General features: G+C 69.8%; 18 protein-coding genes and 1 tRNA gene. 16 read left to right on the top strand and 3 right to left on the bottom strand.

The window, feature by feature from the left end; genetic code table 11:
- Positions 1-340: 340 nt before the first annotated feature.
- The 7 genes from AB0395_RS11740 (at position 341) to AB0395_RS11710 (ending at position 9,760) form a co-directional block, all read left to right on the top strand.
- Entirely contained in the window at positions 341-1,468 is a 1,128-nt protein-coding gene (locus tag AB0395_RS11740) for a GNAT family N-acetyltransferase (RefSeq protein WP_366279535.1), read from the top strand.
- 153 nt (positions 1,469-1,621) lie between these two features.
- A complete protein-coding gene (locus AB0395_RS11735; RefSeq protein ID WP_366279533.1) occupies positions 1,622-2,449 on the top strand; it encodes a glycosyltransferase family 2 protein in 828 nt (275 codons plus the stop codon).
- A 2-nt stretch (positions 2,450-2,451) separates the two neighbouring features.
- Complete coding sequence (locus AB0395_RS11730) at positions 2,452-3,393, top strand: glycosyltransferase family 2 protein (protein ID WP_366279530.1); 942 nt, start codon at positions 2,452-2,454, stop codon at positions 3,391-3,393.
- Positions 3,390-4,193, top strand: a complete 804-nt coding sequence (locus AB0395_RS11725; protein ID WP_366279528.1) for a polysaccharide deacetylase family protein — start codon at positions 3,390-3,392, stop codon at positions 4,191-4,193. Before AB0395_RS11730 ends, AB0395_RS11725 begins: the two co-directional genes overlap by 4 nt.
- A 34-nt stretch (positions 4,194-4,227) precedes the next feature.
- On the top strand, positions 4,228-5,571 hold the full coding sequence (locus AB0395_RS11720; protein ID WP_366279525.1) for a hypothetical protein: 1,344 nt from the start codon (positions 4,228-4,230) through the stop codon (positions 5,569-5,571).
- Positions 5,572-5,612: 41 nt separating this feature from the next.
- On the top strand, positions 5,613-8,438 hold the full coding sequence (locus AB0395_RS11715; RefSeq protein WP_366279523.1) for a hypothetical protein: 2,826 nt from the start codon (positions 5,613-5,615) through the stop codon (positions 8,436-8,438).
- 122 nt (positions 8,439-8,560) lie between these two features.
- Positions 8,561-9,760: a DUF418 domain-containing protein gene (locus tag AB0395_RS11710; protein ID WP_366279521.1), complete on the top strand. Its 1,200-nt coding sequence runs from the start codon at positions 8,561-8,563 to the stop codon at positions 9,758-9,760.
- Here AB0395_RS11710 and AB0395_RS11705 read toward each other — a convergent pair.
- Both AB0395_RS11705 and AB0395_RS11700 read right to left on the bottom strand, forming a co-directional pair.
- Positions 9,757-11,127: a xylan 1,4-beta-xylosidase gene (locus AB0395_RS11705; protein WP_366279520.1), complete on the bottom strand. Its 1,371-nt coding sequence runs from the start codon at positions 11,125-11,127 to the stop codon at positions 9,757-9,759. The two genes, AB0395_RS11710 and AB0395_RS11705, sit on opposite strands and share 4 nt — an antisense overlap.
- A gap of 215 nt (positions 11,128-11,342) precedes the next feature.
- Positions 11,343-12,368 carry a phosphotransferase family protein gene (locus tag AB0395_RS11700; RefSeq protein ID WP_366279518.1) on the bottom strand — a complete coding sequence of 342 codons (1,026 nt, stop codon included), beginning with the start codon at positions 12,366-12,368 and terminating at the stop codon, positions 11,343-11,345.
- Between the two features lie 215 nt (positions 12,369-12,583).
- Between AB0395_RS11700 and AB0395_RS11695 the strand changes: the two genes are divergently transcribed.
- Both AB0395_RS11695 and AB0395_RS11690 read left to right on the top strand, forming a co-directional pair.
- Entirely contained in the window at positions 12,584-13,669 is a 1,086-nt protein-coding gene (locus AB0395_RS11695; protein ID WP_366279517.1) for a GNAT family N-acetyltransferase, read from the top strand.
- A 5-nt stretch (positions 13,670-13,674) separates the two neighbouring features.
- Positions 13,675-14,850, top strand: a complete 1,176-nt coding sequence (locus AB0395_RS11690; protein WP_366279819.1) for a DegT/DnrJ/EryC1/StrS family aminotransferase — start codon at positions 13,675-13,677, stop codon at positions 14,848-14,850.
- Here the strand turns inward: AB0395_RS11690 and AB0395_RS11685 are convergent.
- Positions 14,768-16,252: a PLP-dependent aminotransferase family protein gene (locus AB0395_RS11685; RefSeq protein ID WP_366279514.1), complete on the bottom strand. Its 1,485-nt coding sequence runs from the start codon at positions 16,250-16,252 to the stop codon at positions 14,768-14,770. The genes AB0395_RS11690 and AB0395_RS11685 overlap by 83 nt on opposite strands.
- A gap of 67 nt (positions 16,253-16,319) precedes the next feature.
- On the opposite strand from AB0395_RS11685, the gene AB0395_RS11680 reads away from it, so the two are divergent.
- From AB0395_RS11680 to AB0395_RS11650, 7 genes are all read left to right on the top strand, one after another.
- Entirely contained in the window at positions 16,320-16,964 is a 645-nt protein-coding gene (locus AB0395_RS11680; protein ID WP_366279512.1) for a pyridoxamine 5'-phosphate oxidase family protein, read from the top strand.
- 150 nt (positions 16,965-17,114) lie between these two features.
- Entirely contained in the window at positions 17,115-18,800 is a 1,686-nt protein-coding gene (locus tag AB0395_RS11675; protein ID WP_366279510.1) for a protein kinase, read from the top strand.
- 30 nt (positions 18,801-18,830) lie between these two features.
- Positions 18,831-20,246, top strand: coding sequence for a hypothetical protein (locus tag AB0395_RS11670; protein ID WP_366279507.1), 1,416 nt, complete (start codon positions 18,831-18,833; stop codon positions 20,244-20,246).
- 43 nt (positions 20,247-20,289) lie between these two features.
- Positions 20,290-21,600: a DUF2510 domain-containing protein gene (locus tag AB0395_RS11665; protein ID WP_366279504.1), complete on the top strand. Its 1,311-nt coding sequence runs from the start codon at positions 20,290-20,292 to the stop codon at positions 21,598-21,600.
- 22 nt (positions 21,601-21,622) lie between these two features.
- Positions 21,623-22,225, top strand: a complete 603-nt coding sequence (orn, locus tag AB0395_RS11660; protein ID WP_366279501.1) for an oligoribonuclease — start codon at positions 21,623-21,625, stop codon at positions 22,223-22,225.
- Positions 22,226-22,302: 77 nt separating this feature from the next.
- Positions 22,303-22,378, top strand: a tRNA-His gene (locus AB0395_RS11655).
- 157 nt (positions 22,379-22,535) lie between these two features.
- Entirely contained in the window at positions 22,536-22,784 is a 249-nt protein-coding gene (locus tag AB0395_RS11650; protein WP_366279498.1) for a LuxR C-terminal-related transcriptional regulator, read from the top strand.
- Positions 22,785-22,894 lie beyond the last annotated feature (110 nt).

Genomic DNA, 22,894 nt, shown 5'->3' with positions numbered 1-22,894 from the left:
GGGCCCTCACCCTTGCGTGCGTGGCGGGGGCCGTGATCGCGCTGGCCGGGATCGACACTCCTCTTCGTATCGTCCTGACCCCTCTGTTTCTTTTGGTGGTACCAGGCGCCGCAGTGGTAGGACTGTTGCGTGATCGTGACCCACTTGCGGCACTATCAGTGGGGGCGGCGGCAAGCCTGGTTGTAAACGTTCTCCTTGCCGTTGCCATGCTGTCTTTTGACGCATGGTCGCCTCGCGCCGGAGTGGCGACGATCGCGGTGCTCGGCGGGTTCATATACGTACTACGCGTGTTGTACCGGGGGAGCGGAAGCTTGCAGACCGAACAGGGGGCCAGGTCAAGGTGAACATCGTCGTCGTTCGCCCCGGTGACCTCGGGGAGTCCGAGATATCCCGGTGGCGGGAGCTGCAGGGGGCGGACCCGTCCCTCGACAATCCCTTTCTCTCCGTGGAGTTCGCCCTGGCCATGGGCCGTCTCCGCGACTACGTCCGGGTGGCCGTCATCCAGGACGGCGGCAAGATCGTCGGATTCTTTCCCTACGAGCGCCACAACTTCGGAATCGGCAAGCCCCTCGGCGGCTTCCTCACCACCTGCCACGGCCTGATCTCGATCCCCGAGCTGAAACTGGACGCCCGGGCGCTACTGCGTGCCTGCAAGCTCTCGGTCTTCGACTTCGACCACCTGGTCGCGGGCCAGCCGACGTTCGCCGCCCACCAGTCGGACGTACGACCCGCACCGATCATGGATCTGAGCTCGGGCTTCGAGCCCTACATCGACCGGGTCAAAACGAACTCCCCGAAGAACTACAAGACCGTCCGCTACAAGGAGCGCAAGCTCGGCCGCGAGCAGGGCGAGATCCGCTTCGAGTGGGACTCCGCCGACGCCGAAACCCTGCGCACGCTCCTGAACTGGAAGTCGGACCAGTACCGGCGCACGGGGCGGGTCGACCGCTTCGCCCAGCCGTGGATCGTCCGACTGCTCGACGAGATGCACGCGGCACGCTCCGAGACCTTCGCGGGCGTGCTGACCATGGTCTACGCCGGGGACACCCCCGTCGCAGGCCACTTCGGCCTGCGCACGGCGCACACACTGGTCGGTTGGTTCCCCGCGTACGACACCGAGTTCGCCCGCTACTCACCGGGCATCATGCACCATCTCCACATGGCCGAGCACGCCGCGAACGCGGGGGTGCGCCAGGTGGACATGGGCAAGGGCGGGCGCGAGTACAAGGCCTGGCTGAAGACCGACGACCTGTTCGTCGCCGAGGGCCGTGTCTCCCGCCCCTCACCTGCGGCGGCGGTTCACTGGATGGGCCGCACACCGGTCAACAAAGCCCGCACCATCGTTCTTGATCGTCCCCATCTGTACCGCCTTGCCGACCGGGTGCTGAAAGGTTTTGGCCGTATGCGCACCTCAGCGCAGAACCAATCAGCCTCCGCGGCCGTCAAGGAACCATGGGGAGTGGGCTAGCCCGCACCCCGGCCACACCGCACACCGCCCGCCAGGACCCTCCCATGCATCCCTCATCGCATTTGCCATTCCCGCCGATCAGTCGGCTGTGTCTGGCGCCGGGTCCTCCCGTACGTCGTCTTCGACGACCGCCCATCCGGAAGGACAACTGTCATGAGTCCCGACATCGTCAAGCACAATGCCAAGCCGCCATTGCGAGCGATGCCACCGATTGAGCGGTTCACTCCCATAACCCCGCACATGGCCATCGCCCCCACGGTCAGCGTGGTGGTCCCCGCCATGAACGAGGCGGAGAATCTCCCACACGTCTTCGCGACGCTGCCCCAGTGGATCGACGAGATCGTGCTGGTCGACGGCAACTCGGTTGACGACACCGTGGCCGTCGCCAGGAGGTTGCGCCCCAACGTCCGGGTGGTCACCCAGACCGGCAAGGGCAAGGGGGACGCGCTCGCCGCGGGCTTCGCCGCCTGCACCAGCGACATCATCGTGATGATCGACGCCGACGGGTCGACAGACGGCCGGGAGATCATCCAGTTCGTGGGCGCGTTGGTCACCGGGGCCGACTTCGTCAAGGGCTCGCGCTACGCGGCGGGCGGGGGCAGCGACGACCTGACCTTCAACCGCAAGTTCGGCAACAAGGTGCTGACCAGCCTGGTGAACCGGATCTACGGCACCAGCTACAGCGACCTCTGCTACGGCTACAACGCCTTCTGGGCACGCCATCTGGACACGCTCAACCTGGACTGCGACGGCTTCGAGGTCGAGACCCTGATGAACATCAGGGCCGCCAAGGCCGGTCTCAAGGTCCACGAGGTGCCGAGCCACGAGCGCTGCCGGATCCACGGCGAGAGCAACCTGCACGCGATCCGCGACGGCATCCGGGTGCTGAAGACCATCATCAGGGAACGGCGCAACAGCCCGGCCGCCGTCGTCCCCGAACCGACGACCGCCACCCCCGCGGCGGACCAGGGCGCCGCGTAGCCATGAAGACCAGTGTCGTCATCTGTGTCTACACCGAGGAACGCTGGGAGGACATCCGGGCGGCCGTCAGGTCGGTCGAGAACCAGCGGCGCGAGGCGTACGAGATCATCCTGGTGGTCGACTACAACACGGACCTGCACCTGAGGCTCAAGCGCGAGTATCCCGGCGTGATCGTGGTGGAGAACACACAGGAGAAGGGGCTGTCCGGCGGCAAGAACACCGGTGCGGCGACCGCCTCCGGCGACATCGTGGCCTACCTGGACGACGACGCGATAGCGGAACCTGGCTGGCTGGAAGCACTGGAGGAGGGCTTCCAGAACCCGACCGTCGTGGGGGTCGGCGGGTTGACCAGGCCGCTGTGGGCGACAGGACACCGTCCTGGCTGGTTTCCCTACGAGTTCGACTGGACCGTGGGCTGCACCTATCGGGGCATGCCCACGGAACGGGCACCGATCCGCAATGTGATGGGGGGAAACGCGGCGTTCCGCAGGGAGCTCATCGGTCAGATCGGCGGATTCCACACCGGCATCGGCCGCAGCGTGCAGGGGCGCAAGCCGAGGCCCCTCGGCTGTGAGGAGACCGAGTTCTGCATCCGGCTGTCCCAGCGGATCCCCGGTGCGGTGATGCTGTTCGAGCCGGGCGCGGTGATCGGCCACAAGGTGCCCGCCGTACGCTCCAAGTTCGCCTATTTCCGCTCCAGGTGTTACGCGGAAGGCCTGTCGAAGGCACTGGTCACACAGAGCGTCGGCGCCGGCGACGGGCTGGCGAGCGAGCGGGCGCACGCGCTGAAGGCGCTGCCGCTCGGCGCCCTGCGCGGTGTCGGGGAGGCCCTGCGCGGCGACCTGTCAGGGCTCGGCAGGGCCGGTGCGATCGTGGTCGGGCTCGCCTGGACCACCTGGGGTTACGTCGTCGGCTCCCTCAGACTGAAGGTGGCGAAGTCGTGATCCGCGTGCCGATCCTGATGTACCACTCGATATCCGACCGGCCGAACCCCGAAACCAAGCCGCTGGCCGTACGACCTTCGGCGTTCGCCGAGCAACTCGCGTACCTGAAGGAGCGCGACTTCACCCCGCTGACCGTGGCCGACCTGGTCGCCTCGCTGCACAGGAACAACGGTCGGTCCCTTCCCGAACGGCCGGTCGTGGTGACGTTCGACGACGGTTACGCCGACTTCCACAGCGAGGCGCTGCCGGTGCTCGAACGCTACGACTTCCCCGCAACGGTCTTCCTGACCAGCGGGTGGGTCAGGGACGCGGGCAAGGACGCGGCGGGCAGGCCGCTCGACACGATGCTGACCTGGAGCCAGGCCCGCGAGGCTGCCTCCTGCGGCGTCGAGATCGGCGGCCACAGCCACAGCCATCCCCAGCTGGACCAGTTGCCCGACGACCAGCTCCGCCAGGAGCTGCGCCGGAACAAGGCCCTGTTGGAAGACAAGATCGGGGCGCCGGTCGCGACCATGGCCTATCCATACGGCTACTCAAGCGTGCGCGTCAGGCGCGAGGTCAGGCGGGCCGGATACTGGGCCGCCTGCGCGGTGAGCAACGCCATCGCCGCCGACAGGCACGACGTGCTCGCGCTACCGCGCCTGACCGTGGCGGAGGGCACCTCGATGAGGATGTTCAGCCGGGCGGTCGAGGGCAGCCAAGTCCCGCTGATCTACATGAAGGAACGCGTGCTGACGAAGGGCTACGCCGTCGTCAGGCGCACCCGGTACGGCCTTCGCCGGGTGCGTGGCCTCGCGTGAGACACACGTCATCGGACGTGGGGGGAGGTAGGACATGAGCGCGACCGTGGGCGAACGGTCCGATGGGCGGTTCGCCGGGTTGCGGCGGCGGTTACTGCGCGACCTGCGCAATCCGCTGTTCCGCAACGGCTACGCGCTCATGGCCAACACCGCGATCACCGCCGTGCTCGGCATGGGTTACTGGTGGCTGGCCGCCCAGCTGTACGCCCCCGCCGACTTCGGCAGGGGCCAGGCGGTGATCACCGCCATGCGGCTGTTCGCGTCGCTGACCGCCCTCGGGTTCGTCGGGGCGCTGGCCAAGTTCATCCCCGTCGCGGGACGGCGCACGCCCGCGCTCATCGTCAGGGCGTACGCGATCGCCGGAGCGACCGGCGTCGCCGCCGCGCTCGGGTTCCTGGTCACGCTGCCGTGGTGGGGGCCGACCTACGCCACGCTCGGCGGCCTGGGGCCCGGGCTGTTCTTCCTGGCCTCGGCGCTGGTCTGGTCGGTGTTCACCCTTGAGGACGTGACGCTGGCCGGGCTGCGCAAGGCCACCTGGGTGCCGGTGAGCAGTCTCTGCTACGGCCTGGTGAAGATGGCCATGCTGGTGGGGCTGTCGTTCGCGCTGCCCCACGACGGCATCTTCGTCTCGTGGATCATCCCGGCCGCGATGGTCCTGATCCCGATCAACCTCCTGCTGTTCAGGAAGGTCGTCCCCCGGCACATCAGACAGACCGAGAGCACCGCCAGGCCGCTTGCCTTCCGCGAGGTCGGCCGCTTCCTTTCCGGAGACTACCCGGGCACGCTGTCGATTCTGGCGAGCATCTATCTGATCCCGGTCCTGATCGCCGCCAGGGTCGACGAGGTCACCTTCGGCTACTTCTCCATGGCCCACACGCTGGGCTCGCTGATCGAGCTGCTGGCGATGAACATGGCCACCTCGCTCACCGTCGAGGGCTCCTTCGACCGGGACCGCCTCGCCTCGAACTCCCGCAGGGCGCTCCGCCGGGCCTTCATGATCATCGTTCCGATCGTGATTGTGACGATTCTCGCGGCACCGCTGATCCTGCGCGTCTTCGGCTCCGGCTTCGCCGACCGGGGCACGCTGCTGCTCCAGCTGATGTCCGTCGCGGTGCTCCCCCGGGTGCTGATCGAGATCTACCTGAGCGGCCTGCGCGCCATGGGGCAGGCCCGCAAGCTGGCGCTCGTCCAGGTGTCATTGGCTGTTCTCGTGCTCACCAGCACCCTGCTGCTGTTCCCCCAGGCGGGGGTGAACTCCGTGGGCTACGCGCTGCTGCTGAGCGAGCTGCTGATCGCCGCGCTGATCTTCCCCGGGCTCCGCAGAATGCTCGACAGCGGCGAAGCCACGCGATCACCCGTCACAGCCGGGTCCTCGTAACCCCCATGATGTTAGACGTGAGGCAACGGTCAGGTAATGACGTGACAACGGAGGCTGTGGAGGCTGCAGAGGTGGAGAGGAACGGCTCCGCCAACCCCTCGCCCCCGGAGGAGACGCACGCCGAATCCGAGGACAGATCCGCCGACGCGACATCCCGGCAGACGCCCTCCGGGGCCTCTGACGAGGCGTCGGCAGCCCCGTCCTCCGAGACGCTCGGCGGCGACGATCCGGCGGCGACCGCCGTCTTCCGCATCCCCGCCCGCACGACGGCGCCGCCTCCCCCCGTCGAGGATCCCGACGTTCTCGGGGACTCCGAGGACTCCGAGGACTCCGAGGACTCCGACGTCTCCGGGGACGACACCTCGATCGTGGACTACTCGATCATCGGTTCCTCGGTCGTGGACACCTCGGTCGCCGATGTCTCCGAGATCCGGGACGTCGAGGAGATCAAGCCCGCCGAGACGTCACGGGACGAGGAGGGGGAGGAGGACGCGCACACGTCGTCCTCCGCCGACACCACCGGCCCCGAAGAACCTGAGACGGCCGGAGAGGCGGTCTCGGACAGCACGGAGAGCACAGCGGAGCTGCGTCTCCCCTCCGTCCCCCTGCCCGCTCCCGCCTCGGCTCCCCCCGCGCCGACCTCCGCGCCCCGGCCCTCGGGCCCTCCGGCGGCCCCCTCGGCCGTTCCTGCTCAGGGGAAAGCCCCGCAGGAGGCCGGGCTCTCCTGGACCGCGAAGCTGGCGCGGACGGCGGGGACGTGGCTTCCGCCGCTGCTCACCGTCGAGGGCCTGGTCATGTACGTGCTGGCCCTGCGCGTCGCGCCAGGGCCGCTGCGGGGCGTCGACCTGACGAGCATCGACGGCCTCGGGCTGATCTCCGCGCTGCCCGTCACCGCGTTCGCCGCGATCATGCTGATGATCACGGCGTTCTTCGTCACGATCGCGCAGAACACCGACCGCAAGTTCCTGCTGCTCTTCCAGCTCGCGGTGATCACCTTCGCCCTGCACGGCGCGGCCGCCCTGATCGAGGACACGCCCCGCTTCCACACGGCCTACGTCCACGCGGGCTTCGTGGAGTTCATCAACCGTACGGGCTCCTCCTCCCCCATCCTGGACGCCCGCTTCGCGTGGCCGGGGTTCTTCGCGCTGGTCGCGTTCGTCACGAAGGCCGCCGGGGTCACCGACCTGACGCTGATCCTGCGCTGGACGCCGCTGCTGTCCAACCTGCTCTACCTGCTGCCGTTCGTGCTGATCCTGCGCCAGGTGGTCGCGACCACCCGCGCCCGCTGGTTCGCCGCGCTGCTGTTCATCCTCGTCCAGTGGATCGGCCAGGACTACTTCTCCCCGCAGGGCTTCACCTACGCGATCTACCTGGCATTCGTGGCGATCGTGCTGCGCTGGTTCGGCAAGGTGGAGATCCGTGAGAGGACGGCACAGGTCAAGGGCCGGATCCGGCGGCTGCTGGCCAGGCTGGACGGGCTGACCCCCGGCGAGCTGACCCACTCGACCGGCGTCTACGACCGGTCGATCATGCTCATCGTGCTGATCGCCCTGTTCGGGACCGCCACGGCGTCGCACCAGATCACGCCGTTCATGATGCTGGGCGTGCTGACCGGCCTGATCCTGCTGCGGCGCTCCTCGCTCAGCTGGGGCCTGCCCTTCTTCCTCGGGCTGATCGTGCTGGCCTGGATCAGCTACCAGACGGTCACCTTCTGGAGCGGGCACATCAACGAGCTCTTCGGCGGTCTCGGCCGAATCCTGGAGAACCTCCAGCGCAACACCGGTGACCGGATCGAGGGCAGCGACGGCAGGCACGCGCTCGTGCTGATGGCCCGTCTGGGCATCTGCGCGGTCATCCTGGTGCTGGCCGCGACCGGCCTGTTGCGCCGTCTGCGCCGGGGCGTCGGCGACCGGGCTGCCCTGCTCCTGCTGTGCGTCCCGGTGCTCGCCCTCGGGCTGCAGAGCTACGGCGGCGAGATCGGCCTGCGGATCTACCTGTTCGCACTGCCCGGAGCCTGCATCCTGGCCTCCTACGCGTTCTTCCCGAACCTTCCCGCCGGTACGGCGGAGGCCCCCGAGGAGACCGTGCCGATCCGCAAGCGCAACATCAGGTTCAACCCGCAGCTGACCCGCAAGATCTCCTTGCTGCTCGCCGCGGCATGCGCGCTGGTGCTGTCGATGTCCTTCCTGGTCGCCCGCTACGGCAACGAGCAGTTCGAGCGGGTCTCCAGCGGCGAGGTCCAGGCGATGCACTACGTCTACCGGCACGACGAGCCGAGCGGCCGGGTGCTGTTCCTGGTCCCGATCATCGGCCCCGAAGTCACCCCGACCATCCCGTGGGGCGAGCGGGACTTCGACAAGGTCGAGTACCAGCAGGTGCTCGTGGACAAGAACCCGGATCAGCTCTCCTCGGTGATCGACAAGTTCCGTGTCTCCCCGCCGAACACCTATCTCGTCGCCAGCCGGGGCCAGGCCGCCTATCTGCAGCTCAACCACGGCTTCCCCGCCGACTGGGAGAAACGCTTCCGCGCGGCCCTCGACTCCTCACGGGAGCTCAAACGGGTCTTCACCAGCCAGGACGCCGCCGTCTACACGCTGAGGACATATCCGAAGGACGCCGAGATCCCGCAGCCGCGGCCCCTGACCGGGTTCGGCGACCGCGGATCGCCCATGACCCCGATCGGCCTTGGCGCCCTCGGCGTCACCTGGATCGCGCTGTTCGCCTACGAGATGCACCGGCTGCGCGGCCCGGACCGCGCGTCGAAGACGAGGCGGCGCATCCTGTTCGTCGCGGTTCCGGCGTTCCTGCTGGCCGTCGCGGTGGTCGTCGAACGCTTCATCGTCATCGGCTTCAACCAACTCCAATAGGGCGAAAGCCCCCGGGGGCCTTCATCCTCCCGGCATACTGATCACTATTTGCCGGGGGGCGTGCGATGACGCACGGCATGTTGAAGGACGGTTCGATGGTCAAAGGAGAACATCGCGGCCTGGTGAGACCGACTACACCTTCAGCCGTTCAGACCACCCGGCGGATCGCCGCCGTCGACGCCTTACGCGGCTTCGCGCTGTTCGGCATCGTGGTGGTCAACATCGCCTACCTGGCGTCGGGATACCGCATGGCGGGCCTGGCCGAGCCCGCCTTCTCCGCGCCGCTCGACTGGGAGGTGCGCTGGGTCGTCACGGTGTTCTTCGAAAACAAGTTCTATCTACTCTTCTCCTTCCTCTTCGGCTACAGCTTCACCCTCCAGATCGACTCGGCCGCCAACGCGGGGACGGCCTTCGTGCCGCGCTTCCTGCGCCGCCTGACCGGGCTGCTCCTGCTCGGCCTCGCCCATGCCGTGCTGCTGTTCCCCGGGGACATCCTGGCCACCTACGCCGTGGTCGGGCTGGTGCTGCTGGCCGTACGGAAGATCAGGCCGCGAACCGCCGTCGTCGCCGCGATCGGGCTGACCATGATGCTCGCGATGGGATTCGTCCTGCTGGCCGGCCTGGCACTGCTCGGCGCCGACCCCTCGGGGACCGTGGCGGGCGGCGCCGTCGAGGCCGCCAAGTCGGACGCGGCCCTGCAGAGCTCGGCCACCATGATCATCTCTGAGCACCTGCACAAGCTCGGCAAGATCGTGGTGCTCCGGGTGCTCTTCCAGGGGCCCGCGGTGCTCGCCGCCTGCCTGATCGGGCTGGCCGTCGGCAAGAAACGACTGCTCGCCGATCTGTCCGGGCACACCGCGGCGCTGCGCGGGATCCAGTGGGCGGGGTTCTCGATCGGCACCATCGGAGCGCTCGTCTACGCACACTCGACCTGGTCCGGCGGCGGCAGCGCCTACCATCTGCTCGGCCAGGCCGTCGACCTGCTCACCGCGCCACTGCTGGCGGCGGCGTACGCGGCGACCCTGCTGCGACTGCTTCCGCACACCCCGCGCCTGACCGCGGTTCTGGTGCCGCCGGGACGGATAGCGCTGACCAACTACCTGGCGCAGTCCCTGATCTGCTCGCTGATCTTCACCGGTTACGGGCTCGGCCTGGTCGACCGGCTCAGCCCGCTCGTCGTCGCCTCGATCGCCATCGTGATCTTCGTGGTCCAGGCGACCTACAGCAGGCTGTGGCTGAACGGTCACCGTTACGGCCCCGCCGAGTGGTTCCTGCGCTGGTTCACCAACTGGCGCAAACCCTCCCATACCACTCCGATCTAGGCTCCGCCCCGCTCGCTCCACTTGATCTCGTACGGCTTCAGGGTGACCTCCTTGCCGTCGACCGTCGCGGTCGCGTCGGCGTCGGTGGTGTTGACCATCACGAGCTGGCGTTCCTGGGCCAGCACCCGCACTCTGGGGTTGGACGAGGTGACCGTCACCAGCGGGACACCCGCGGGAAACCACTTGGTGAAGCCGCTCAGGACGCCCGCCATCGGCAGTTCGTCACCCTCTCCCGGGCGCCACAGGCAGCCGGAGCAGTCCTGCCCCTCCTTCCGCTGGGGATTCCAGTAGAGGGCGGTGGTCGCGCCGCCGGTGGCGAACTCCATCATGGCGACCGTCTGTACGGCGGTGCGGCGCTCCTCGGTCCAGTCGGTGTTGTCCGGCGCGACGTACCACTCGGCCCACCAGACCGGCAGCCCGCCGCTCTTCTGCCTGAGCCAGGTGGTGACGGCGGAGAACTTGCCGAGCGCGGTGAACTCATCGGGGTAGACCCCGGCGTCCTTGGTCATCGAGGCGCCGTCGACCACGATGAAGTCGGCGCCTTTCTTGTGTGCGATCCAGTATTCGACGGCGTCCAGGTCACGCTGGTCGACGACGCCCCAGGCGCCCTGGAGCTCGGACCCGCCGCCGCTCTTGTTGCTCACGATCGGGATGTAGGGGCCGCCGACCTTGATGTTCTTGTTCACGCCCTTCAAGGCGGTGTAGACCTTGTTGTACAGCTCGGTGTACGCCTCGGCGTCCCAGCGGTTGGCCGACGGATTCCAGAAGCCCTTGAACTCGTTCCAGACCATGAAGTGCTCGACGGTCGGATAGCGCCTGGCCACCGTCGCGGCCAGCTTGGCGAAGTCGTCGAAGTTCTCACGCTCCGGCGCGGCCTCCAGGGCGTTCCAGTCGGTGCGCCCCTCCGTGCCGCCCTTCATCCAGTCGGGAGCGCAGCACAGCGTGATGACGGGCAACGCCTGCGAACCGGCCATGAACTCTATCCGGCGGTCGAGGTTGCGGAAGTCGTATCCGCCGGGGACCGGCTCCGGGTTGTCGGCGCCCCAGCCCATGATGTGCTGGTTCTGGACCAGCGGGACCCGGCTGAGGATGTGCGAGGCGGCGTCGGCGACGTCGTCCCGCTCCGCGTCACCGCTGAACTCGGTGTGGGTGACGCCCCAGCGCGGCCAGTCCTCGGTGGCGGGAGGCTTCGCGACGACGGGGGCGGGCTGCGCGGGAGGGATCGCGACGACCTGTCCCCGGGGCCTGCCCGGCTTGACCGACATGACGATGATCCCGACGAGAAGCGCCAGCGCGACGACTCCCGCTCCCAGCGCGACCGGCCAGCTCGAGCGCCGTCGCTGGTGCCGTCCGTTAGTCGGTATCACCGCTCGTCCTCGATCCTGGCCACTGGTCCATTGAAGCGTTCCACAGCGATGACGGACGCGACCGCGCGAAACCACGGTTCACAGGCAAGCGTTATCGACTGCGCCGTCAGGCTATCCGCGCTTACTTGCAGAACACTTGAAACTTCTACCGCAGATCACCGCCCCGCAGGTAACTCACGGTGATCGATTATGGCGCGTCCTCTCCTGGTTCGGGCTCAGTCCTCCAGCACGCGGAAGGCCCGCTCGACGAGGGTCGGGACGGCCTCCCCGATCCGGTCGAAGCCCTCCCCGACCGTCTTGCCCTGGATGAACCTCGCGTGGATGCCCTCAACGATGACCGCGAGCTTGTAGTTGCCGAACGCCACGTAGAAGTCCAGGTCGGAGAGGTCGGCGCCGGAGACCTTCGCGTAGTGGGCGGCGAACTCGCGGGCGGTGAGGAACCCGGGGGCGACGGTCACCCCCGCCGCGACCGGGATGGAGGCGCGCTCCTCGTCGCCCGGGTCCTGCCAGTAGGTCAGCGTCAGGCCGAGGTCGGCGAGCGGGTCACCGAGGGTGGACATCTCCCAGTCGACGACGGCGAGGACGCCGGGCTCCGGCGACAGCCGTACCAGGGTGTTGTCCAGCCGGTAGTCGCCGTGGACCAGCGTCCCCGCGGCGCGCTCGGGCAGGCGCTCGCGCAGGCGGGCCAGCAGGCGATCGCACTCGGGTAGCTCCCGTGTCCTGGACCGCTCCCACTGCTGGCCCCAGCGCGTCAGCTGGCGGGCCATGTAGCCCGCGGGGCGGCCGAAGTCGCCCAGGCCCGCCTCCTCGTAATCCACCGCGTGGACGGCCGCGAGCACCTCGGCCAGTCTCTCGCAAAGACGCCGGTTCAGCTCGGGGGCGACCCCGCTGACCTGCTCCGAGCTCCGTACGGCCTCGCCGTCCACGTGTCCCATGAGGTAGAACGGCGCCCCGATCACGTCCTCGTCGCCGCAGAAGGCGACGGGCTCGGGCACGGGGACGGGAGTCGGGGCGAGGGCCGAGATCACCCGCCACTCGCGTTTCATGTCGTGCGCGGTGGGGAGCACATGTCCCAACGGCGGACGGCGCAGCACGAGGCGGCGTTCCCCTGTCTCGACGAGATAGGTCAGGTTGGACCTGCCTCCTGAGATCAGGGAGACCCCGGTCGGCTCCCCCGCGTCGGGGACGTTCGCGGCCATCCACCCGACGAGGCGGGTCCAGTTGATACCGGGGGTGCTCATGGCCACCAATTAGAACGTCACTCCGCCGGGTGACGCCACCGGGATCAGATGTCTCGGAATCAGACTCCGAAACGTTGTGACCCTGTAAGGTCACCGGCACGCCTGGTCCTTTACCGTTACATTACGCGCCGTCCCGCATGCTGTGGGCACACGCACGTCCCGCACGGATTCATGCTGGAAGGCGTCGGGGAAACCGCACACCCCTGTAGGAGCTCATGCGCGTCTCTATCGTTCACCCCCGCGACCTGGCGGAGTCCGACATCGAGCGATGGCGAGCGTTGCAGGAAGCGGACGCCGCCTTCGACAGCCCGTTCCTCTCACCGGAGTTCACGATCACCGTCGGCGAGCTGCAGGAGCAGGTCCGGGTGGCGATCCTGCACGACGGCCGGGAAACGGTGGGCTTCTTTCCCTTCGAACGGCACGCGATGGGCATCGGCAAGCCGGTGGCCGCCGGGCTGACCGACGCCCAGGGGCTGGTGCACGTCAAGGACCTCGAGCTCGATCCACGACAGCTGATCAAGTCCTGCGGCCTGGGGGTCTTCGAGTTCGACCACCTGGTGGCCGGGCAGCCGCTGCTTTCGGCGCGGCACACCCGCCATCCGTCCCCGATCATCGACCTGCGGGACGGTTACGAAACCTACATCGAGACGATCAAGCTGAGCTCCGGGAAGACCTACCGTTCGACGGCCTACAAGACGCGCAAACTCCAGCGTGACGTGGGGCCGATCCACCACGACTACGCCACGACCGACCCGGCGGCGCTGCAGACACTGCTCGGCTGGAAGACCGACCAGTACCGGCGCACGGGTCGGGCGGACCGGTTCTCCCACCCGTGGATCGTCGAGCTGGTCGAGCGGCTGCTCGCCACGAACACCGAGCACTTCGGCGGGGTCCTCGACATGCTCTACGTGGACGGGCGCCCGGTGGCAGGCCACTTCGGCCTGCGCACCGCGACCACCCTCGCCGGCTGGTTCCCCGCCTACGACACCTCCTTCGCCAAGTACTCCCCCGGCTTGATCCACCACCTCGCCATGGCGGAGAAGGCGGCGGCCTCGGGAATCGAGATCATCGACATGGGCCGCGGCGAGAAGGAGTACAAGGAGAAGCTCAAAAACGGCGAGTACGAGGTGGCGGAGGGCCGGATCGCCAGACCGAGCGCGGGCGCGGGACTGCACTGGATGCTCAGGGTGCCGGTCCGCAAGGCCCGTGGAACGGTCCTCGCCAACCCGGTCCTGCGGACCACGGCCGACCGGGCGCTGAAGACCTTCGGCCGCCTGCGCACCTCCCTGCAGTCGTCGTGAGCCCGATGGGCCCCGAGGGCCTGATGGCCGCCAGGACCGGGCGTCACTGTCTGTCCGTGCCCTCCAACCGGCTCGGCCTCTACCTCGCGCTGCGGCACTGGTGCCTTCCCGGGCAGCGGCTGCTGATGTCGCCGATCTCCGCCGACGAGATCCTCTTCCTGGTGCTGGCCGCCGGGCTGCGTCCCGTCATCGCGCCGCTCTCGCCGCAGGACGGCAACATCGACGTCGACACCGTCGATCTCGGCCTGGTCGACGCCGTGCTGACCACCAACCTGTACGGCCTGCCCGACCGGGTGGCCGCGTTCGCGGGCAAGACCCTGATCGAGGACGTCGCGCACGCCATGGAGACGACGGTCGGGGGCAGGCCCCTCGGCACGTTCGGGGCCGCGGGGGTCTTCAGCCTGTCCAAGCACGCGGGGGCGGGCTCCGGCGGGGTGGTCGCGGTCGAGCACGAGGCGGACCTGCGGGCCCTTGAGTCCGAGCGCGACCGGCTGCTCCAGCCCCGGGCGACGGCCGCCGAGATCCGCTCCGTGCTGACCTCGGCCGCCCGGCACACGGCGGTCCGTCTCAACCTGGTCAGGCCCGCGCTGCGAGCGATGCGCGCGCTCGGCATGGAGGAGGAGCGCGAGGGCCACCGGATCGCGGCACGCCCCGACGAGCTGGCCACGGCGCTGAAGCGGGTGCCCGACCTGCCGCCGTTCGACTCCTGGGTCCGTGCCGACCTGCACGACTACCGGGTCAGGCGGGGCGGGATCTCCCTCAGGTACCAGTCGAGGCGACTGCGGGCGCTGCCGGACCAGCGGGCGCGGCGGATCGCCGGTGTGCGGGCGCTCGCCGAGCTGCCCACGGCGGCCGGGGCCGTACGCGATCACCTGGACCAGCCGCTGTTCCGGGTGCCGCTGCTGGTCGCCGACCGGGAGGCGGCGATCGCGGCGCTGGAACGGCACGGAGTCGCCACCGGATACCTCTACGACCCTCCCTACGACGACTACCTGCCCGGTTTCGTCGAGCCCTCCGCGGAGCCGGAGGTCGCGCGGTGGTGGGGACGGCACGCGCTGCCCATCGACCCGTTCTACGCCGACCGCGCCATGCCCGTGGTCAGGGACCTGCCTCCCGCTCCGCCCCCGCCCGCACCCCGAGGCGGTCGATCAGCTCCGCGACCACCGAGACCCCTCGCCTGACCTCCTGCAGCGAGGCGGAACCGTAGCCGATCACGAGGCCGTGCCTGGCGACGGTGCCGTGGTGGTGGCGGCTCATCACGTCGAGGAGCACTCCGCGTTCCGCCGCCGCGGCGACCAGGGGGCCGACCGTGTCCTCCGGCAGCTCGACCATGACGTGCAGCCCGGCGGTGTCGCCCGTCACCAGCGAGCCGAGGACGTCGACGACCGCGGCGCGGCGGCGCGCGTACTCAAGCCGCATCCGACGCAGGTGCCGGTCCAGGTCCCCACGTTCGAGCAGCACGGCCACCGCCTGCTGGACGGGGCCGCTGGTACGGTCCCCCAGGTCGTCGCGGACCCCGGCGACGGCGGCGAGGAGGCCGGGCTCGGCGACCAGCCAGCCGACGCCGACGTCGGGGGCGAGGGACTTGGACAGCGTGCCGAGCAGGACCACCCGCTCCGGGGCGAGGCCGTGCAGGGCGGGCAGTGGGGCGACGTCGTAGCGGAACTCGGCGTCGTAGTCGTCCTCCACGACGATCGCGCCGGTACGGCGGGCCCACGCGAGCAGGCGTTCCCTGCGGGGGACGGGCAGGCGCCCGCCGAGGGGGAACTGGTGCGCCGGGGTCGTGTACAGCACCCGCAGGTCGCCGGGGAGCGCGTCGACGACGACGCCGTCCTCGTCGACCGGGCACGGCGTGACCCTCGCGCCCCGCGCGGCGAAGACGTTCCTGGCGCCCCGGTAGCCGGGATCCTCGACGCCCGCCCTGTCTCCGGGGCGTAGGAGGGTGGCCGCGACGAGGTCGAGGCCGTTACCCGTGCCCCGGGTGACCATGATGTTCTCCGGGCCGACGGCGATCGCCCTGGTCCTGCGCAGGTGCTCGGCCAGCGCCTGGCGGAGCCTGGGCAGGCCGTACGGGTCGGGGTCGTCCCCCGGCGGCAGGTCGGCGGCGGCGCGCCACGCCCTGCGCCAGGCCGCCCTGTCGTAGTCGTGGACCCAGGGCTTTCCTGGGCGCAGGTCGATCACGGGCCCGGCCCCCGCGGGGGCACCGCCGTCCCCGGAGACGGTTCCCCGGCGGGGGCCGGGGGTGCGGACGGGCACAGACGGCGCAAGCGCGGCGGGGAGGCTTTCCATCTCCTGTCCCGGCGGCGGGGCGGAAACCTGGACGGCCAGGTCCGCCACGTAGGTGCCGGAACCGTGGCGGCCCTCAAGCCACCCCTCCGCGTAGAGCTGCTGGTAGGCCTCGGTGACGACGGTGCGGCTGACCGCGAGCTGACGGGCGAGGGCGCGGGTCGAGGGCAGTCGCTCACCGGACTTGAGCGTGCCGTCGCGCATCGCGGCGCGCAGCCGGTCGCCGAGCTGGGTCATGAGCGCCGCGGGAGCCTGACGGTCCACCGAAAGAGGCAGGTCGACGGTGATGCGCGGCAAAGTGGTCTCCCAGAGGTGGCATGAAGTGGACGTGGTTTCCATATCCACTTGTTCCTAGATTAGAGGCATGCTCTCCACGACTCCCCGCACCACTTTGGGCCGCTCGAAGGACAGGGGCCGGACGGCCCGCGAAGATCTGTACGCCGTGCTGGACGCCGGGCTCGTCTGCCACCTGGGCGTCGTGATCGACGGGTCCCCCCGGGTCGTGCCCACAGGCTACGGCCGGATCGGCGACACCCTGTACCTCCACGGCTCGACCGGCTCCGCCTCCCTGCGGGGCACCGGCGAGATCTGCGTCACGGTGACGCACCTGGACGGCGTGGTGCTGGCCCGCTCGGTCTTCCACCACTCGATGAACTACCGCTCCGCCATGATCTACGGCCGCCCCCGCCTCGTGCTGGACGAGGAGGAGCGCCTGGCGGGCCTGCGCGCGATCACCGAGCAGCTCGCCCCCGGTCAGTGGGACGCCACGCGCCCGCCGACCAGGAAGGAGCTCGCCGCGACCGCCGTGGTCGCCCTCTCCCTCGCGGAGGCGTCCGTCAAGGTACGGCAGGGGCCTCCGAGCGACGACCCGGAGGACTACGCGCTGCCGGTCTGGGCCGGGGTGCTGCCGCTGCGCCAGTCGTGGGGCCCTCCGGAGACCGATCCCGCCATGACCGCTGACCTGGACGTTCCCGCGCACGTCGCCTCAAGGCCCGCGCCGGGCCGGTAGCTCCGGCACCGGGGCGTCGCCCGCCGTACCGCCATCGGTCACCCAGGTTTCTGAGACTGATTTGTGATTGATGAGCGGAATTTTGCGATCTATGGCTAAGCTACGGTTCGCCTGTTGTGGGTGGGGGCCCAAGCAACTGAGGAGACCGCTATGTACGGCACACCATCAGACTGGCGAGTCCCCGGATACACCGAGATACGCGAGCTGGGGGCGGGCGCCGGCGGACGCGTGGTGATGGCGCGGCACGAGGTCGACGGCGTGCTGGTGGCGATCAAGTACCTGTCCGACGAGCTCAGGAGCGACGTCGGGTTCGTCGCCCGCTTCCGGCACGAGGCCAGGGTGCTCAACACCCTGGACAGCCCGCACGCCGTGCGGCTCTACGACTACGTGGAGACCGGCGAGGGCGCCGCCATCGTCATGGAGCTGATCAACGGCGTCGCGCTGCGCGCGATCCTGCGCTCCGAGGGGCCGACGGGCCCCGAGGCGGCGCTGGTCGTGCTCAAGGGCGCCCTTCTCGGACTTTCGACCGCGCACACGGCAGGCGTCGTCCACCGCGACTTCAAGCCGGAAAACGTGATGGTCGAGGCGGACGGGACGAGCAAGCTCGTCGACTTCGGCATCGCGGTCCGCTCGGGTGACGGGGACACCCCGGCGGGCACGCCGCCCTACATGGCCCCCGAGCAGTGGACGGGCGCGCCCGCCGGTCCCTCGACCGACGTCTACGCCGCCACGGTCGTGTTCTTCGAGTGCCTGACAGGCACCCGGCCCTTCCGCGCGACGAACCTCGCGGCGCTGGCCAGGCAGCACCAGATCACGCCGCCGCCCGTCGAGGAGGTGCCGCCCGCGCTGCAGGGCCTGGTCGAGCGCGGGCTCGCCAAGCATCCGGCGGACCGGCCGCCGACCGCGACCGCCTTCCTCACCGAGCTTGAGGCCGTCGCCGCCGACGCCTACGGACCGGACTGGCACGACCGGGGGCGCCGCCGCCTCGCGGGCCTCGTCGCGCTTCTGCCCGCCCTGTTCCCGGTCGAGGTCCCCACGCCCGGCGCGGAGACCTCCGTGGCCGAGACGAACCTCCGCGGGCGCCGCAGGGCGTCCACGCTCAGCAAGACGAGCTTCAAGGTCCTGGTCGGCATCGGGTGCGTCGCGGTGATCAGCGGCGTGACCGCGGTGCTGGTCAGCTCGGCGGGCAGCACCGAGATCAAGCCGCAGAGCCTGGTCACCTCGGAGAGCCCGACCCCGCCGGAGGCGGTTGAGTCGATCATCCCGGGGGACGAGACCGAGGAGCCGACCCAGGAGCCTTCGGACAAGCCGTCGAAGGGCACCCAGGAGCCGACCCCGACGGCGACGCCGACCCCGAGCAGCGCGGCCAGTCCCCCGCCGGTCTCCCCGACCAAGACCGCGAGCCAGACCCCGACGCCGAAGCCGTCGGCGACCCGCACCAGGAAGCCGACCAAGAGTCCGGCGCCACACCCCTCCCCGACCCCCTCGGAGGAGGAAAGCTCGACCCTCGACAGCCCGAACCCCTCCTCCCCGTCCAAGACCCCGACCCCGACCCCGACCAGAACGACCCCCAGGCCGACCGTGCCGCCGACCCCGACGCCGACGCCGACGGCGACCCAGAGCTCCCCGACGAGCCCTCCGACCAGTCCTGAGCCGACGGACACCTCGACCGACGGAGGTGGGAGCCCGAGCCTCACCGCGACGCCGACGCCTCCCGGTGAGACGGCCCCCTCGATACTGCTGGCGTTCGGACTGGTGACGGGCGGCGCCGTTCCCTTCACACTGGCGGTGAAGCGGGGGATGGCAGGCAGGCACCGGAGGCGGCGGAGCCGGTAGGCGGACGACGGGACGGGGACGGGGACGACAATGAACATCGAACGGGGGAATGTCGCCGGGTTCCTGCTGACCGGCGAAAGCTGGGCAGGAGAGCTGGGCACCTGGTCGTCCGCTGTCGCACCCGATGGGCGCCCGGTGAGCGCGCTCAGGTTCGACCCTCGCTTGACTTCGGATCCGGCGGCACGCGACCGGCTGGTCGCGGCCATGTCCGCCGAACGCGCGCTGCTCCAGGCGGGCCTGACCGGCCTGGTCCCGGTCGCCGACCTGGTTTCGGCCCGGGACGAGATCTGGCTGCTCACCGCGGGGCCGGTGAGCCCGGCCCTGACCGACCTGCTCGCCGCGCCCGCCGGTGCTCCGCGCCCCGACGCGGGCGGCGTGGCCGTAGTGCTGCTTGAGACCTCGCGGACGCTGCTCGCCCTGCACGCCGAGGGGCTCGCCCACGGGGCGGTGCGCCCCGGCACCGTGGTGATCGCCGCCGACGGGTCGGTGTTGCTCGCCGAGCGAGGACTGGCCGACGCGCTGCACGGGCGTCCCCCCCTTCCCGATCGTGACGTCACGGCCTGGGCCTCGCTCGCCCGCGGCCTGACCGCGAGCTGGGCCGCCGCCGATCCCGGGGTGATCGGGCTGTTCGAGCGAGCGGCCGCGACGGCCCTGGCGAGCGGGCTCGCCCAGGCCCGCGACGTCCTGCTCACCGGACGGGACCTGCTGCCGTCGGGGTCCCTCACCCGGGACGGTCTGGCGGCGGCCGCACGGTGGCGCCCCGCGACCGAGGCCGCGCCGCAGCCGCGTTCCCGGCCCCCGGCACCGGTGCCGCCCGTCCCCGACGAGGGGGAGATCGTCACGCTGCTACGGGTCCGAGGGGACGAGGGGCCCACCGGGGAGGGGGTGAACCCGGGGGGCGACGTGGTGATGCGTTTCGGCCCCGGGGTGCCCGCGGAGACCACGGCGGCGCAGATCTGGCGCGCGGGCCGCGACCATCAGCAGACCGAACCGCCCTCCGACAAACTGCGCGCCCTCGGGGCACCCGCCAGGCGACGCCGCCGCCGTACCGCTCTCGCCGCCGCGATCATCGCGCTGATGATCGTGGGTGTCCTGGCGGTCTGGCTGTTCCGCGGCTCCGCGACTCCGTTGGCCATCACCGCCGTTGACGTGACCGCGCCGAAGAAGACACAGAAGTGCGACGCGACGGTCATGATCACGGGCTCGTTCACCACGAACGGCTCCGCAGGAGAGATCCGCTACCAATGGAAGCGCAGCGACCGCAAGACCCCGATCGAGCAGACCGACACCCTCCGTTCCGGGGAGACCTCACACGAGGTGAGCCTGGAGTGGACGGTCAAGGGCGAGGGCGACTTCAAGGGAACGGCCACGCTGCGGCTGCTCTCTCCCCTGCCGACAGGCCAGAAACTCCAGGACAAGGCGAGTTTCACCTACAAGTGTCCGTAAGTCCGCAATGCACAGCAAACCGGTTCTTACTACTCTGACGGCCATGACCACGCAGACCCCCTCCGGCTGGTACCCCGACCCCTACGGTTCACCGCAGTTGCGATGGTGGGACGGCAACCAGTGGACCGACGCCACACACCCGGGGGACACCCCGGGCGGGCAGACCGCCGCCCAAGGCCAGACCGGCCCCTTCGCCCAGCCCACGGGACCCGGGACCGGCCCTCTCGCCCAGCCCACGGGACCGGGGACCGGCCCTCTCGCTCACCCGGCGGGACCGCAGCTCGCGCCCGCCCCGCAGCAGACCGGCCCCCTCCCGCAGCAGACCGGACCGCAGAGCGGACCGCAGAGCGGCCCGTTCGCGCAGCCGACCGGCCAGACCGGCCCCTTCGGGGCGCCCGGCGGGCCACAGCCGGGGCCCGCGGGGCAGACGGCTCCGTGGAGCGGCCCTCAGGGCCAGCCGTGGAACGGCCCCCAAGGCCAGGGGGCGCCGCAGGCGGAGCAGGCCTGGGGCGGCGGGTCCCCCGGCGGCAACACGATGCAGCTGCCCGCCGGGCCGTACGGCCTTCCCACCGGCGCCCCGCCGCGCAAGAGCAACCCGTGGCCGTGGGTCCTGGGTGGCGGCGGGGTCGTGATCCTGATCGTCGGCATCGTGGTCGCGGCCATGTTCCTGATGAACCCGAGGCGCGGGACCGTCGCGGACGACCCGACCCCGGCGCCCACCGTGACGGCGCAGGAGCCCTCCCCCTCTCCGACGGAGCCCGAGCCGACCCAGCCGCAGGAGACCCCGCTGCCGCGCTCGACCGTCGAGCTGCCCCAGCCGCAGGACGGGCGCATCCAGGATCCCGCGACCGGCTTGTCCTACCGTTTCCCCGGTGCCCCGTGGGGGGTGCCGAAGAGCACGGGTGAGGATCCGCTCGGATTCGTGTGGACCAGCGCGACGGTGGCGACGGCCCAGGAGAACTACGACGGCCTGGGGCACGGGTGGGTCGGCAACGTCATGACCGGCGAGCTGCCCGAAAAGTACGGCTATGACGGGGTCGGCAGCATGCGCGGGATCGCCGCGACGCTGCTGCACGCGACCGAGTCGACCTACTACAGTCCTCCCCACAAGCGGAAGGTCGTCAAGGACGAGGCGATCAAGGTGAGCGGCAGGGACGGCTGGCTGTTCATGTTCGATCTGGACTTCTCCGAGCAGTCCCAGGCCAACGGCTGGGAGTGGAAGAAGGAGCGGGCCGCCTTCGTGATCGTGGACCGGGGCGAGGGCAAGCCCCCCGCGCTGATGTACCTGTCCGTACCCGACAATCTCGACACCTCGGTCGCCGACCGGGTGGTCGACTCGCTCAAGATCTCCTGAAGGGAGTACTACCCTGAAGGCTATGAGTGACCTGCTGGTCTGGATCGACTGTGAGATGACCGGGCTCGACCTCGGCCGAGACGCGCTGGTTGAGGTTGCCTGCGTAGTCACGGACGGTGAGCTGAACCAGCTTGACGAGGGTGTGAACGTGGTCATCAAGCCCCCGCCCGAGTCACTGGAGCAGATGTCGCGGGTCGTACGGGAGATGCACACCGCCTCCGGGCTGCTCGAGGTGCTGGGCGGCGGCGTGACGCTGGCCGAGGCGGAGGCGCTGGTCCTTGAGTACATCAAGAGACACATTCCCGAGTCGAAGAAGGCTCCGCTGTGCGGCAACTCCATCGCCACCGACCGCTCGTTCATCGCGCGCGACATGCCGGCCGTGGACACGTTCCTGCACTACCGGATGATCGACGTCTCCTCGGTGAAGGAGCTGGCCCGGCGGTGGTACCCCCGCGTCTACTTCGCCTCACCCGAGAAGCAGGGCGGTCACCGCGCGCTGGCCGACATCACCGAGAGCATCCGCGAGTTGCGCTACTACCGCGCGGCGGTCTTCGTTCCCCAGCCAGGGCCCGACTCCGCGAAGGCCCGCGAGCTGGCTGAGATCGTCTCGGCCCCGGCCACCTGAGCGGACACCGCGAAAACCGGGTGCGAAACGACTCCCAAAGACCGCTACACTTTTCATGTGCCACTGCGGCGCACATGGTGGGCGTAGCTCAGTTGGCAGAGCGCCAGGTTGTGGTCCTGGATGCCGGGGGTTCAAGTCCCCTCGCTCACCCCAGGTGAACGGCCGATCCTCAGGGATCGGCCGTTCGCGTTTTTCCTGGCTCTCGACTTATCCACCAAAGATGGATATCGCGGGTTATGCTCGCTGCTATCGCTACGCCGTAAGACCGGGGGTTTCGGCGACCTGAACGTGTTGCTGCCACGGAGGCCGGATGAGAGTCGACGACGCACCGTTCGACGCCGAACCCACAGCGGTGACGGGCTTGAGCAGGCGCGAGACCGAGGTCATGGAGCTGATCGCCACAGGCTGCTCCAACGGGCAGATCGCCCAGCACCTGTTCCTCAGCGAGAAGACCGTGAAGAACCACGTCAACCGGATCTACGCCAAACTCGGCGCGGACTCGCGAATGACCGCGATCGACCTCTGGCGAAACCGCGCCGCCCACGAGGACACCGTCTGATCCGGGGATCGTCCGCTAGTGTCCTGCGCCTGAGATTCGTTGGCAGAAGCGGGCGAGGGAGTCGAGAATCTCTTCGGCTGTCTTGGTCCAGATGAACGGCTTGGGGTCGG

Origin of the sequence: Streptosporangium sp. NPDC051023 (assembly GCF_040689595.1) — a bacterium.
In the GTDB taxonomy this organism is placed as follows: Bacteria; Actinomycetota; Actinomycetes; order Streptosporangiales; family Streptosporangiaceae; genus Streptosporangium.
Note: the sequence above shows the minus strand (reverse complement) of the source record. Positions and strands in the feature narration are given on the sequence as shown.

Bases quoted from the DNA above. Each gene is read 5' to 3' on its own strand.
- AB0395_RS11665 (WP_366279504.1), top strand. From the start codon at position 20,290: ATGACCACGCAGACCCCCTCCGGCTGGTACCCCGACCCCTACGGTTCA.
- AB0395_RS11730 (WP_366279530.1), top strand. From the start codon at position 2,452: ATGAAGACCAGTGTCGTCATCTGTGTCTACACCGAGGAACGCTGGGAG.
- AB0395_RS11680 (WP_366279512.1), top strand. From the start codon at position 16,320: ATGCTCTCCACGACTCCCCGCACCACTTTGGGCCGCTCGAAGGACAGG.
- AB0395_RS11690 (WP_366279819.1), top strand. From the start codon at position 13,675: ATGGGCCCCGAGGGCCTGATGGCCGCCAGGACCGGGCGTCACTGTCTG.
- AB0395_RS11670 (WP_366279507.1), top strand. From the start codon at position 18,831: ATGAACATCGAACGGGGGAATGTCGCCGGGTTCCTGCTGACCGGCGAA.
- AB0395_RS11720 (WP_366279525.1), top strand. From the start codon at position 4,228: ATGAGCGCGACCGTGGGCGAACGGTCCGATGGGCGGTTCGCCGGGTTG.
- AB0395_RS11695 (WP_366279517.1), top strand. From the start codon at position 12,584: ATGCGCGTCTCTATCGTTCACCCCCGCGACCTGGCGGAGTCCGACATC.
- AB0395_RS11675 (WP_366279510.1), top strand. From the start codon at position 17,115: ATGTACGGCACACCATCAGACTGGCGAGTCCCCGGATACACCGAGATA.
- AB0395_RS11700 (WP_366279518.1), bottom strand. From the start codon at position 12,368: ATGAGCACCCCCGGTATCAACTGGACCCGCCTCGTCGGGTGGATGGCC.
- AB0395_RS11650 (WP_366279498.1), top strand. From the start codon at position 22,536: ATGAGAGTCGACGACGCACCGTTCGACGCCGAACCCACAGCGGTGACG.
- AB0395_RS11735 (WP_366279533.1), top strand. From the start codon at position 1,622: ATGAGTCCCGACATCGTCAAGCACAATGCCAAGCCGCCATTGCGAGCG.
- orn (WP_366279501.1), top strand. From the start codon at position 21,623: ATGAGTGACCTGCTGGTCTGGATCGACTGTGAGATGACCGGGCTCGAC.